This is a genomic window from Streptomyces sp. NPDC029139 (genome assembly GCF_055564335.1).
Genome location: NZ_JBVHWN010000008.1, coordinates 92,387 through 104,852 on the forward strand (window position 1 = coordinate 92,387; position 12,466 = coordinate 104,852).

The 12,466-nt window shown below is 71.6% G+C and carries 12 protein-coding genes; 8 read left to right on the plus strand and 4 right to left on the minus strand.

Going from position 1 to position 12,466, the window contains the following annotated elements; translation table 11 throughout:
- The first annotated feature begins 11 nt into the window (after nt 1-11).
- A complete protein-coding gene (locus tag ACZ4VW_RS19650; protein WP_467963988.1) occupies nt 12-656 on the plus strand; it encodes an amino acid ABC transporter permease in 645 nt (214 codons plus the stop codon).
- Entirely contained in the window at nt 653-1,540 is an 888-nt protein-coding gene (locus ACZ4VW_RS19655; RefSeq protein ID WP_467963989.1) for an amino acid ABC transporter permease, read from the plus strand. The genes ACZ4VW_RS19650 and ACZ4VW_RS19655 overlap by 4 nt, the downstream gene beginning before the upstream one ends.
- 39 nt (nt 1,541-1,579) lie before the next feature.
- Here the strand turns inward: ACZ4VW_RS19655 and ACZ4VW_RS19660 are convergent, their stop codons facing one another.
- Nucleotides 1,580-3,106 carry an alpha/beta fold hydrolase gene (locus tag ACZ4VW_RS19660; RefSeq protein ID WP_467964325.1) on the minus strand — a complete coding sequence of 509 codons (1,527 nt, stop codon included), beginning with the start codon at nt 3,104-3,106 and terminating at the stop codon, nt 1,580-1,582.
- Between the two features lie 200 nt (nt 3,107-3,306).
- Here ACZ4VW_RS19660 and ACZ4VW_RS19665 point away from each other — a divergent pair, with 200 nt between their 5' ends.
- The gene (locus ACZ4VW_RS19665; protein ID WP_467963991.1) at nt 3,307-4,761 is read left to right on the plus strand and encodes a hypothetical protein; all 1,455 of its coding nucleotides are present in this window, start codon (nt 3,307-3,309) and stop codon (nt 4,759-4,761) included.
- Between the two features lie 7 nt (nt 4,762-4,768).
- Here the strand turns inward: ACZ4VW_RS19665 and ACZ4VW_RS19670 are convergent, their stop codons facing one another.
- On the minus strand, nt 4,769-6,121 hold the full coding sequence (locus ACZ4VW_RS19670; RefSeq protein ID WP_467964327.1) for a radical SAM protein: 1,353 nt from the start codon (nt 6,119-6,121) through the stop codon (nt 4,769-4,771).
- A 141-nt stretch (nt 6,122-6,262) separates the two neighbouring features.
- Here ACZ4VW_RS19670 and ACZ4VW_RS19675 point away from each other — a divergent pair, with 141 nt between their 5' ends.
- Complete coding sequence (locus tag ACZ4VW_RS19675; protein WP_467963993.1) at nt 6,263-6,880, plus strand: hypothetical protein; 618 nt, start codon at nt 6,263-6,265, stop codon at nt 6,878-6,880.
- 58 nt (nt 6,881-6,938) lie between these two features.
- Nucleotides 6,939-8,195 carry a cytochrome P450 gene (locus ACZ4VW_RS19680; protein WP_467963995.1) on the plus strand — a complete coding sequence of 419 codons (1,257 nt, stop codon included), beginning with the start codon at nt 6,939-6,941 and terminating at the stop codon, nt 8,193-8,195.
- On the opposite strand, the gene ACZ4VW_RS19685 is transcribed toward ACZ4VW_RS19680, so the two are convergent.
- Nucleotides 8,146-8,877, minus strand: coding sequence for a hypothetical protein (locus ACZ4VW_RS19685; RefSeq protein ID WP_467963997.1), 732 nt, complete (start codon nt 8,875-8,877; stop codon nt 8,146-8,148). The genes ACZ4VW_RS19680 and ACZ4VW_RS19685 overlap by 50 nt on opposite strands.
- A gap of 104 nt (nt 8,878-8,981) precedes the next feature.
- Between ACZ4VW_RS19685 and ggt the strand changes: the two genes are divergently transcribed.
- A complete protein-coding gene (gene ggt / locus ACZ4VW_RS19690; RefSeq protein WP_467963999.1) occupies nt 8,982-10,784 on the plus strand; it encodes a gamma-glutamyltransferase in 1,803 nt (600 codons plus the stop codon).
- 165 nt (nt 10,785-10,949) lie between these two features.
- Here the strand turns inward: ggt and map are convergent, their stop codons facing one another.
- A complete protein-coding gene (gene map / locus ACZ4VW_RS19695) occupies nt 10,950-11,717 on the minus strand; it encodes a type I methionyl aminopeptidase (RefSeq protein WP_467964001.1) in 768 nt (255 codons plus the stop codon).
- Nucleotides 11,718-11,750: 33 nt separating this feature from the next.
- Here map and ACZ4VW_RS19700 point away from each other — a divergent pair, with 33 nt between their 5' ends.
- Together ACZ4VW_RS19700 and ACZ4VW_RS19705 are read left to right on the plus strand one after the other, a co-directional pair.
- Nucleotides 11,751-12,053 carry a helix-turn-helix domain-containing protein gene (locus ACZ4VW_RS19700; protein WP_467964003.1) on the plus strand — a complete coding sequence of 101 codons (303 nt, stop codon included), beginning with the start codon at nt 11,751-11,753 and terminating at the stop codon, nt 12,051-12,053.
- The gene (locus ACZ4VW_RS19705) at nt 12,050-12,430 is read left to right on the plus strand and encodes a PPOX class F420-dependent oxidoreductase (RefSeq protein WP_467964005.1); all 381 of its coding nucleotides are present in this window, start codon (nt 12,050-12,052) and stop codon (nt 12,428-12,430) included. The genes ACZ4VW_RS19700 and ACZ4VW_RS19705 overlap by 4 nt, the downstream gene beginning before the upstream one ends.
- The last annotated feature ends 36 nt before the right edge of the window (nt 12,431-12,466 follow it).

Genomic DNA, 12,466 nt, shown 5'->3' on the forward strand with positions numbered 1-12,466 from the left:
CACTCCCCGACATGGACGTCCTGACAGAGAACTTCTCGCTCTACGGCGAAGGCTTCCTCGGCACCGTCGAACTCACCGTCTACGCCTCGGCCCTGGCCCTCGTCCTCGGCTTCCTGATGGCCTCCTTCCGCGTCGCGCCCGTCGGCTCCTTCCGGCTCTTCGGCGCCGTCTGGGTCACCGTCCTGCGCAACACCCCGCTGACCCTGCTCTTCTTCGCCGTGATGCTCGGCCTGCCGCGCTTCGGTCTCGTGCTTCCCTTCGAGGTGTTCGCGGTCCTCGCGCTCGGCTGCTACACCTCGGCCTTCATCTGCGAGGCACTGCGCTCGGGCATCAACACCGTGCCGCGCGGACAGGGCGAGGCGGCGCGCAGCCTCGGCATGACCTTCGGGCAGACCCTGGGCACCGTCGTCCTGCCCCAGGCGTTCCGCTCCGTCATCCCGCCCATCGGCTCTACGCTCATCGCGCTCGCCAAGAACTCCGCGATCGCCGGAGCCTTCAGCGTCACCGAACTTCTCGGCACCTACAAGACGTTGAGCGAGCTCGGCTACAACATCGTCTGGACCTTCGTCTGGATCGCCGTCGGCTACCTGATCATCACCCTCACCATCAGCGCGGTCTTCCACGTCCTGGAGAAGCGCTGGGGAGTCGCCCGATGACCGAGTCCACCGCCCTCTACGACATCCCCGGCCCGCACACCCGCAGGCGGCACCTGCTCTACGGCGTGATCTCGACCGTCGTCCTCCTGGCCCTCGTGGGATGGATCCTCCACCTCCTGTTCGACACCGAGCAGTTCACCGCGACGAGGTGGTCGCCCTTCGTGTACGAGGGCATCCAGGAACTGCTGCTGCGCGGCCTCGGAAACACCCTCAAGGCCTTCGCGTACGCCTCGGTGCTCTCGCTCGCGCTCGGCGGTCTCCTGGCCGCCGGCCGCCTCTCCGAACACCGCGTGCTGCGTTGGGTCTCGACGCTCGTCGTCGAGTTCTTCCGCGCCATGCCCGTACTGGTGATGATCTTCTTCATCTTCGTGGCGCTGAAGGTGCAACCGCTGCCCGCGCTGGTCGCCGGTCTGACCCTCTACAACGGCTCGGTGCTCGCCGAGGTGTTCCGCACCGGAGTGAACTCCGTCGACCGCGGGCAGCGGGAGGCGGCGTACGCGCTGGGGATGCGCAAGACCCAGGTCATGACCTACGTCCTGGTGCCGCAGGCGCTCCGGGCGATGCTGCCCACGATCATCAGCCAGCTGGTGGTGGCCCTCAAGGACACCTCGCTGGGCTTCCTCATCACGTACGAGGAGTTCCTGCACGCGGGCAAGCTGATCGCGTCGAACCTCGACTACGATCTGCCGTTCATCCCCGTCGTCATGGTGATCTCACCGATCTACATCGGGATGTGCATGCTGCTCTCCTTCCTCGCCACGTGGGTGGCGAGGAAGGAGCGGCGCAGCCCGAAGACGAAGGCCGTGGGGGTCGCCCCGGCCGAACCGGAGACGCTGCTGCCGGGCGGGGGTCCCCCCGGGGCCCCCGGCCCGAAGGGGCAGTAGCGCGCAGGAGAGCCCTGCCCGCCCGGCAGCAGCCGGTGATCACTCCTCCCGCAGCGGGACCGACACGTACGAGGGGTCGGCCGAGGGGGAGGAGAAGGTCAGCTGCGCGCCGGTCGGGTTGTGCTCGATGTAGAGCGGGTCGACGGTGTCGACGACCAGGGCGAGGCGGTGCCCGGCCGGCACGTCGTAGGCCGTGGAGAACAGCTCCAGGTCGACGGCGAAGGGCTTCCCGGGCGTCTGGCCGTGGAAGGTGTACGGGGCATTGCTGACCAGCTTGCCGAGGCCGAGCGGGCCCACGTCGTAGAGGTACGCGACGAGGGTGCCGCTCTCCTTGGTGGAGGTGACCGTGGTGTGCAGCTTCGCCGTGCCACGCACCTGCTGGGCCGTGTCGTACCGCTCGGACTGCCAGACGCCGGCGAAGGAGCGGGGGAGGAGCGGGATCGAGGCGACGGGCGGGGTCCTGAGGAACTGGTCCAGGGCGTTGGAGAGCAGCACGATGCCGCCGTTGGCCCCGGAGTCGACGTTCGCCCAGATGTGCTGGGTGAAGCCGAGGGCGATCTTCCGCTCGTTCGCGCCCACCGACTTCCAGTCCGGGTAGCCCTCGTAGGCGCCGGTGGAACGGGACTTGAGCTGGACGGGCTGCTCGCGGTCGATGCCGTTGGCGACGCCCTTGAGGTGGTGGTCGAACCAGCGGTGGGCGTTGGTCCAGGTGTCGTTGGGCAGCCCCAGCAGGCCGGTGGCCTCGGCGGTGGCGTGGTCGCCTGGACGGAACTCCAGGCGCTTGGGGCCCTGGAGCTTCTCGTAGAAGGAGGCGTACTGGTTGGGCGGGAAGATGGTGTCGCCCCAGGCGTTGCCGAGCATGATCGCGGCGCCGTTGGCGTTGATCCGGTCCAGGTAGGTGACCGCGGAGCGCTTCTTGCCCCAGGCGATCATGTCGGCTTCCTTGTCCAGGTTCGAACCGAGGAAGTCCGTCAGTATCCCCTGGAGTTCGGGCCCCGGACGGCCCGTGAGGAAGCCGGCGCCGCCGAGCAGTGCCGCGGCCTGGAGGTGCTGCGTGCGGCCGCTGTAGATGGACTCTATGAGGTCGGCCCAGCCGCTCAGGGCCGCGACGGCCTTGATCCGGTCGTCGTGCGCGGCGGCGAGCAGGCTGATGCCCGCTCCGTAACTCACCCCTGCCATACCGACCTTGGTGGGGTCGGCCGGGGTGTGGGCGAGGGCCCAGTCGATGACCTTGGAGGCGTCGGCGACGTCCTTCGGCCCCGCCGTCTCGATCTCGCCGCCGGACTGCCAGAAGCCGCGCGAGTTGTAACTCACCACGACATAACCCGAGTCGGCGAGCTTCTGGGCCTGTGCGAGGTACTCGATCTGGGGCATCGCCCAGCTGGTCGGCAGCACGATCACGGGGTAGCGGGCCGAGCCGTCGGCGCCGGCGGGCGTGACGACATTGGCCTTGAGAACGGTGCCGCCCTCGCCGGCGATGTCGACGAAGCGTATTCCGGCGGCGGTGGCTTCGGTGACATCGGCGGCGTGGGCGGCGGGGGCGAGCCCTAGGGTCGTCCCCGCCATCAGGGCGGCGGAGACGGCGAAGGCCAGGGGTGTGCGCACGGGGCACTCCTCACTCGTGTCACTGGTGGGGACAGTGAAAGTGACCCGACGGTAACCGCCACGACTTACCGAAGGTAACCAGTCGGTAAGTTACGCGAGGGTAACGATTATTGGACAACGTGTCAGTGAGAGGCGCGCGAGGCTCGCTAGGGTGCGGTCGTATGACCGACCGCGCTCTGGAACTTCTGCGCAGCCGCCCGGACCTGGCCGACGCGGCCGCGTACCCCTTCCACTTCGACGTCAGCCGCGCGCACCACGTCGAGCAGGTGCGCCTGGCGTCCGGGGCGCCGCTGGAGCCGATCGCCGGCGACGACACCGGAGGCACGTACTTCCTGTGCGGGGGGACCGCCGTGCTCCACGCGTCGTCGGAAGGGGACGCCGTGCTCTTCGCCGACAGCGTGGGCGAGGCGCTGGAGTTACTCGTCCGGCTGCCCTGGTGGTGCGAGGACCTCTCCACCGAGCTGGACGAGGAGGGCTTGGCCGCCGCGGTGCGCGCGGCGGACGACGAGGCGCGCGAGGAGTTCGCCCCCGACCTGGACGTGCGGCGAGAGGCACTGCTCAGCGGTCTCGGCCTGCCGGAGAGGCCCCTCGTCGAACTCCTCGCCCTGTCCGAGTCGGCCGCCCGGCGCACCGACCCGGACCACGTCCTGCTCAACTCCGGCGAACTCCGCGCGTACCGGCTGGAGGAGTCCTGCCGGCCGTCCCTGCGTGACGTGGTCCTCGGCCCGGGCCGTGAGGCCCTGGAGCGCATGCGCTCCGGCGACGTCGACGTGCGCAAGGAGGTCGCCGAGGATCCGGTGCTGTGGGCCGGGGTGCTGCGGGCGGCGGGGTACGACCGCCGGGACGGCGACCTGCCGCTGCTGCGTGAGCTGCTGCGCCGCGGGCCCGCCGAACGCGACGAGTGGTACCTCGAGCGGTGGCTGGGCGCGATGCTCGTGGCGCTCCACGGGCAGGACGAGGACGTTCCCCTGCTGCGCACGGCCACCTCCGGACAGGTCACCGACATCGCCGAAGCCCTGGAGTGGGCCCACGGGCTCGACGCGGCCGAGGAGAGCCCGTTCACCTGGATCGAGCTGGCCCGCCGCCAGGGGCGCGTCGAGCACGCCCGGGCCGCGCTCATCCGCATGCTGGACGACACGGGCCCCGACGCGCGGCGGCTGCGGGAGCTGAGCCGCGCGCTGGAGCGCCTCGGCGACCACGCGCAGGCGGCCCGTGCTCAGTTCAAGCTGCTTGCGCTCAAGGACACGGCCTGGGACCGGGCGGCGGAGGCGCATGTGCTCGCCCGACTGGAGCGCCGCAAGGGCGACCTCGCGGCGGCGGGACGGGCGCTGGAGCGTGCCCGGGGCGCGGTCGGCCTCGACGGGGCCAGGACGGACGGCACGGTCGACGAGTGGCACCGCCGCGGCCTCGGTCTGCGGATCACGGAGCAGCATCTGGAGCTGACGCTCGCCGCGGTCGAGGCGGGCGACGCGGCGCTCGCGCGGGCGACGATGGCGCACGGCCGTCTCCTGCTGGGCACGATCGCCAAGGGATCGGCGAAGACGCTCAGCCCGCTGTCCACGCGGGCGAAATGGGCGGTCGCCGGGCTTCGCCCGCCCGGCGACCGAAGCGGCTGAGGCTTCCTCAGGAGGCGGAGGCGCCCTCGGCCCCCGTGTCCTCCAGCCCTTCCAGACTGTCCATGAACGAGCTCACCGAGAACACGGCACGGCCCGGGCCGGCCGGGCCGTAACCGGGCGGGGAGCTCAGGCCGAACTCCTCCAGCGTCGCCCGATATGCCTCCAGCAGACGGATGTGGTACTCGAGCGGCGCCCCCAGAGGGTTGGCCTTGCCCAGCGGCGTCGTGGGCTCCGGGCACCAGGTGGTGAAGCGCGGCACGACGCCGTTCGACATGAAGAACCGCAGTCCCTCGGTCGTCGATTCGATCGCCTCGCTCACCTTGGTGAAGCCGAAGGGCTCGGCCATCTCGATGCCCGCCACGAAATTGGGGATCACATGACGGGGGCCGAAGACCTCGGCGGAGTCCAGGATCCTGCGGTGCCACTCGTCGCGGCCGACGTACCGCTCCTTGCCCGGACAGTGCAGCTGGAACAGCCGGCGGTCCCACACCTCGAAGTTGGGGTGGTAGATCCGGATGCCGTAGTCGTGGAAACGCTGGACGTCCTCGCGGGGCAGCGCCTGGGCCACCACCTTGCCGATCCAGCGGCCGGGGAAGCGCTCCTCGATGGCCTTCGCGTAGTGGCCGTAGAAATCGGCTTCGTCGCGACCGCCGACCTGGGACGTGATCGAGCCGCCCGTGAGCGTGTACGCACGGGAGGTGCCCGCCGTGTCGTAGCGGTCGATGATCTCCAGGGCCTCCAGGACCTCCTCGACCGGCTTCACCCCGGTGTACGGCCGCCCCGCCGCCTTGTGCTGGCGCCAGTTGTGGTTGATGTCGCAGAACTGGCACTCCTCCTTGGCACCGAAGTACTGGCACACCCGGAAGACCGTCAGATAGATGAGGTAGCCCCACTGGATGGTCGGCGCGACCTCCATCACCGACTTGCCGTTCGACAGCGTGTGCCGGTAGTACTCCGGCATCGGCGGCAGACCGACGTCCGCGATCCGCACGCCGTCCAGATAGAGGCCGAGCACGCCGTCCTCGCCGCCCCGCACGACGTAGGGGGAGTCGGGATTGACGCGTACGGACACGACGGTACGGCGCAGGTCGTACGGGCCGCCGGTGAGGACGATCTCCTCGGGCGGCCGGTTGAGCGCGGCGGCCCCCAGCTCCGGCAGCGTGCGGTGGTCGAAGGAGAAGATGAAGTACGACTTCGGCTTGACGTCGCCGGCGGCGCCGTCGGCGGTGCCGCTGAGCGCCGACTCGTCGAAGGCCATGCCGCCCCGGAGGAGGTCTTCCTTGATCACGGCTTCCCGGGGCACGTGCGGGAAGCGCTCCATCAGGCCCTCGACCAGCGCGGTACGGCTGAGGCTCTCCATGTGCTGCTCCATCCTGTGACTCCATGAGGGTCCTTCGAAGCGTAACCCCGTGTAAGTGACACACCTGGAGCCGGGGTGTGACACGTCCGGCGCTACGCTCGGCCGGTACGAGCAAGCGTCAGCCGTCAGGGAGACAGCCGCATGTCCGACACCTCCGCCGGGCCCTCCGTACGGGGTCTCTCGCCGTACCAGCGCGAGTTGAGGGACCGGTTTCTCGCCGCTCCCCAGGTGGCCGCGCCCCCGCCGTGGCGGCCCGTGTTCGAGCCGTACGCGGCGGTCGGGGGACTGCTCGGGATCGGGTTCGGAGTGGATCCGCGCGGCGGAGGCGACCTGGTCATGGTCGTCTCGAGCGACGGACACGGACTGTTCGACGCGGTCACGGGGGAGCGCGTCGCCCGGGACCGCGATCCCGAGCCCGAGGGTGACATCCCCGACGGGCCCGACCTCTCCTGCCCGGGACTCGGTCCGCTGGAGGGGATACGCGTACGGATCGCCGGCCTGTACGGCGGAGGGCTGCACACCACCGCGTCCGGCGGCTGGACTGTCCGCATCGTCGCTCCGGACTGGCCGCACGAGCGCGTCCTGCTGAGCGCCCCCGGAGGCATGCCCCACCGCGGCCCGCACGGCGACAAGTGGTGGCACGTCTTCCACTCCCGCTGGTCCGAGCTGCGCGCCGTCGGCTTCTCCCCGTCCGGACGGACGCTCGCCGTCGCGACCAGCAGCGACCTGACCCTCTGGACGCGCGCGGAGGAGGGATAGCGCGGGGCGATCGGGCGGCGATCTGGAATTCCGGGGACCCGCGCCCCAAGCTGGTCCCGTGGAGAACCCCGGCGACGTACCCGATGTCTTCGATCCGCGGATCCATGCCGCCGGACCGCCGCACGAGGCGTACCGCGCCCTGCGCGACCGGCACCCCGTCGCCTGGCAGGCGGAGCACGACGTCCTCGGCTGGCCCGCCGGGCCCGGCTTCTGGGCCGTCACCCGGCACGCCGACGTCGTCCATGTGCTCAAGAACGCCACGGACTACTCCTCGTGCCTCGGCGCCACACAGATCCGTGACCCGGACCCGGCCGATCTGCCCTTCATCCGCCGGATGATGCTCAACCAGGACCCGCCCGAGCACGGGCGGCTGCGGCGGCTCGTCAGCCGGGCGTTCACCCCCGGACGTATCGGACGGTTCGCCGGAACCGCGCGGGAACGGGCGCGCGAGCTGCTGCGGGCCGCCGTCGACGCGGGCCCCGAGGTCGACCTCGTGCGGACCGTCACGGACGACTACGCGCTGCTCAACCTGACCGACCTGCTCGGGGTGCCCGCCAGTGACCGGGGCCTGCTGCACACCTGGACCGAGCGGGTCATCGCCTACCAGGACCCCGACGAGCCACCCGTCCTCGACGAGCGGGGGCGGCCCGTCAACCCCCGCTCGCCCGCCATGCTCGCCGAGATGTTCGACTACGCCCGGGAGCTCGCCGCGTACAAGCGGAAGCACCCGGCGGACGACGTCATGACCGCACTCGCCACCTCCGCACTCCACCCCGCCGAGCTGGAGATGTTCTTCTTCCTGCTCACCGTCGCCGGCAACGACACCGTCCGCAGCGCGGCCCCCGGCGGACTGCTCGCCCTCGCCGAACACCCGGGCGAACGCCGACGGCTCTGGAACGGAGAGGCCGCCGTGGACCGCGCCGTCGAGGAACTCCTGCGCGTCCACCCGCCCGTGCTCTCGTTCCGGCGGACCGCCGCCCACGACACCGCACTCGCCGGCCGTCGCATCCGCGCCGGCGACAAGGTCGTCGTCTTCCACGCCTCCGCCAACCACGACGAACGCGTCTTCGCCGACCCCCACCGCCTCGACCTGGACCGCAGCCCCAACCCGCACGTCTCCTTCGGCGAGGGCCCGCACGTCTGCCTGGGCGCGCACTTCGCGCGGCTGCAACTGCGCGTCCTGCACGAGGAAGCGCGTCAGTCCCTGCGGGACCTCGAAGTCACCGCCCCGCCGCGGCGGCTCGTCTCCAACTTCATCAACGGCCTCAAGACGCTGCCGGTTCGGGTGCGGGCGCGGTCCGCGCCGCCGACGTGACATCGGCGACGAGCTCCACCACGTCGGGGCCGTACGCGTCCGAGTTGACGACCTTCAGAAGGAGCGCGAAGGGGCCGGAGCCGTACTTCCGCGCCAGCCTCTCGTGGTGCCGGGACAGATAGCGGCTGGCGGCCTGGTTGGCGACCGCGGCCTGGCCGCACAGGAGGAAGACCGGCCGCCCACCCTCGCCACCGGTGAGACGGGCGAGGAGCACGTGCTCGGTGGACCCGTTCACGCACCGGTACACCTCGCCGCCGACCGTGATCATGCCCCGGTCCCTGTGCGGGTCCGACTCCACGTTCATCGTCAGGCCGGGCAGCAGGGACGACAGATGCGCGGCCATCCGGCGGTTGGAGTACGGGCCGCCGACGCAGAACTCCGCGCGGTCCCCCAGACCCTGCCGGGCCTCGTTGTGCTGCACTATCTCCGGGCGTGCTCCGCAGTCCTTGATCAGGGCGGAGAGTTCGAGGAGCGCGGAGACGTCGACGTTGTGCACGGCTCCCTCGCTGCCCGCCTTGCGGTTCACCACGAGCAGGCACTCGGAGCCGTCGCGCAGCCCGAAGAACGCCTGCTTGCGCCGGAGCTTGCGGCGCCACAGATACGTCCGGGTCAGCCAGCCCAGCGAGGCGCTGACCCCGGTCGCCAGGACGCCGAGCACGACGTTGCGCAGGTCTTCGTTCATGGGCGCGCATGGTAGCGGTACGACGCACCGTTGTTCGAGGCGGTCCTGACGAGAAGGCGGGACGGAAGTTACGCTGCGCGGACGGCCGTTGACTGGAGGTACAAGTGCGACGCTCCACCGCTCGGAAGGTCTCCCTGCTCGCCGTCGCCGTGACGGTGCTCTCGCTGGGCGCGGCGGCGCCACCGACCGGTACCGGCCCGAAACCACCCGTCAAGGAGCCCGTGGCCGTCGGCCACGGCGGCGCCGTGGCCAGCGTCGACGCCGACGCCTCCGCCGCCGGCATCGAGGTCCTCCGCAAGGGCGGCAACGCCGTCGACGCGGCGGTCGCGGTGGCCGCCGCCCTGGGTGTCACCGAGCCGTACTCCGCGGGCATCGGCGGAGGCGGCTACTTCGTCCACTACGACGCCAGGACCCGCACCGTACGGACGATCGACGGCCGGGAGACCGCGCCCGCGTCGGCGGGACCCGACCTGTTCCTGGAGAACGGCAAGCCCATCCCCTTCGAGGAGGGCATGACCAGCGGCCGGGGCGTCGGCACGCCCGGCACCCCGGCGACCTGGAAGACCGCGCTCGACGCCTGGGGCAGCAAGCCCCTGCGAACGCTCCTCGAACCGGCCGAACGGCTCGCCCGCGACGGATTCACCGTCGACGCCACCTTCCGCGCCCAGACGGCCGCCAACGAAGCCCGCTTCCGCGACTTCCCGGCCTCCTCGAAACTCTTCCTGCCGGGCGGGCGACTTCCCGTGGTGGGATCGACGTTCAAGAACCCCGACCTCGCCCGTACGTACGACAAGCTGGGCCGGGAGGGCGTCGGCGCGCTCTACCGGGGCCCGCTGGCCCGGGACGTCGTGAACACGGTGCGCAAGCCCCCGGTCCGGGAGGGCGCCACCCGGGTGGTCCGCTCCGGCGACCTGACGGAGCGTGACCTCGCGACGTACGAGACCGTGAACAGAAGGCCCACGAAGGTTTCCTACCGCGGCCTCGACGTCTACGGCATGGCGCCCTCGTCGTCGGGCGGCACGACCGTCGGGGAGGCGCTCAACATCCTGGAGCGGACGGACCTCTCCGCCGCCTCGCAGGCCGGCTATCTGCACCGGTTCGTCGAGGCGAGCCGGATCGCCTTCGCCGACCGGGGCCGCTGGGTCGGCGACCCGGCCTTCGAGGACGTGCCCACCCGCGAGCTGCTCTCCCAGCGGTTCGCCGACTCCCGCGGGTGCCTGATCCGCGACGACGCCGTGCTGACCAGCCCGCTCGCGCCGGGGGACCCGCGCGATCCGGCGGACTGCGCGAGCGGCGGGACGGCGGCCCCGACGACCTACGAGGGCGAGAACACCACGCACCTGACGGTCGCCGACAAGTGGGGCAACGTCGTCGCGTACACGCTCACGATCGAGTCGACGGGCGGCAGCGGGATCACCGTCCCGGGGCGCGGCTTCCTGCTCAACAACGAGCTGACCGACTTCTCCTTCGCCCCGGCGAACCCGGCCGTCCACGACCCGAACCTGCCGGGACCGGCGAAGCGGCCCCGCTCCTCGATGTCCCCGACGATCGTGCTCGACGGACACGGGCGGCCGGTGCTCGCGCTGGGCTCCCCGGGCGGAGCCACCATCATCACCACCGTGCTCCAGACGCTGACCGGGGTCGTGGACCGGGGCCTGCCGCTCGTCGACGCCATCGCGGCCCCGCGCGCCAGCCAGCGGAACCAGGCGACGACGGAGCTGGAGCCGGGGCTCTGGAACAGCCCGCTGAGGGGCGAGCTGGAGGCGATCGGCCACGGCTTCCGGCAGAACCCGGAGATCGGCGCGGCGACGGGCGTCCAGCGGCTGCCCGACGGGCGCTGGGTCGCCGCGGCGGAGACCCAGCGTCGGGGCGGCGGCTCGGCGATGGTCGTACGGCCGGCGCCGTAGCACCTCGCGCCGTAGCACCTCGCGCCGTAGCACCTCGCGTCGAGCGCACGAGCGGGCGAGCGGGCGAGCGGGCGAGCGCACGAGCGCACGAGCGGGCGGCGCCGGGGCTGAGGGGCGGGCCGGGGCGAGGCCGGGGCGGTTCCCCGGTCTCGCCCCGCCCCGCGCCTACAACGCGGTGAGAACGCGCGGCCCGTCGTCGGTGATCGCGACCGTGTGTTCCGCATGGGCCGCGCGGGAGCCGTCCATGGTGCGGATCGTCCAGCCGTCCCGCGCCGTGTAGTGGTCGTCCCCGCCCCCGCCGATCAGCATCGGCTCGATGGCGAGGACCATCCCGTGACGCAGGGGCATTCCCCGGCCGTGACGTCCCTCGTTGGGGACGCCCGGGTCCTCGTGCATGGCGCGGCCGATGCCGTGGCCGCCGAAGCCGTCCGGGATGCCGTAGCCCGCGCCCCGGCAGACCCGGCCGATCGCGTGCGCGATGTCGCCGATGCGGTTGCCGACGACGGCGGCGCCGATGCCTGCCTCCAGGGCGGCGAACGCCGTGTCGATCAGCCGGGTGTCCTCGGGACGGGCCCGGCCCACCGTGAAACTGATCGCGGAGTCGCCCGCCCAGCCGCCGAGGAGCGCCCCGCAGTCGGCCGAGACGAGGTCGCCGTCGGCGAGGCGCCGGTCGTCCGGGATGCCGTGCACGATCGCGTCGTTCACCGAGAGGCACACGACCGCGGGGAAGGGCACCGGCGCCCAGTCGGGGCGGTAGCCCAGGAATGGCGACTCCGCCCCCGCCGCCGCCAGGACCTCCCGGGCCGTCCTGTCCAGTTCCCTGAGGCTGACGCCGGGCGCCGCCTTCTCCCGTACGGCCGCCAGCGCCTCGGCGACCACCCGTCCCGCGACCCTCATGGCCTGTACGGACTCGTTCGTCTTGATCTCCACCATTCCCATTACTATACCGGTATTAGAATGGGCGTCATGGTGCGTACACCCCTGACCCCCGAAGAGCGCGAGCGCGGCGAGCGGCTCGGCCTGCTCCTGCGCGAAGCCCGCGGCGACCGGTCCATGGTCGAGATCGCCGCGGCCGCCGGCCTCTCCGCCGAGACCCTCCGCAAGATCGAGACCGGCCGGGCCCCGACCCCCGCCTTCTTCACCGTGGCGGCGCTGGCGGGAGTGCTGGACCTCTCCATGGACGAGATCGTCACGCGCTGCGCGCCGGTGCCCGTCCGAGCGGGCGGGGCGCGGGACTCCGGGAGGGCGCGGATAGTCTCGGCCGCATGATGCCCGAGGAACTGCGGCGCGGCCGCTATGTCAGCCTGACCACCTTCCGCAGGAACGGCACCGGAGTGGCGACCCCGGTCTGGTACGCGATGGAGGGTGACGTGCTGTACGCGTGGACCCGCAGCGACTCCTGGAAGGTCAAGCGGTTGCGGAACGACCCGCGCGTCGTGGTCGCGGTCTGCGACGTGCGCGGCAAGGTCGCGGAGGGCGCGGCGTCCGTGGAGGGGGCCGGGCGGCTCCTGGAGGGGGAGGAGCTGCGCCGGGTGCGCAAGCTGCTCGGGCGGAAGTACACCTGGCAGTTCTGGCTCGTGGACTGGCCGGCCATGATCGCCCGCCTCGGCAAGCGGCCGCACACGGGGATAGCGGTGACGTTCTGAGCTCTTCGCCGCCGCATGAAAACAGCCTGTAGCCGT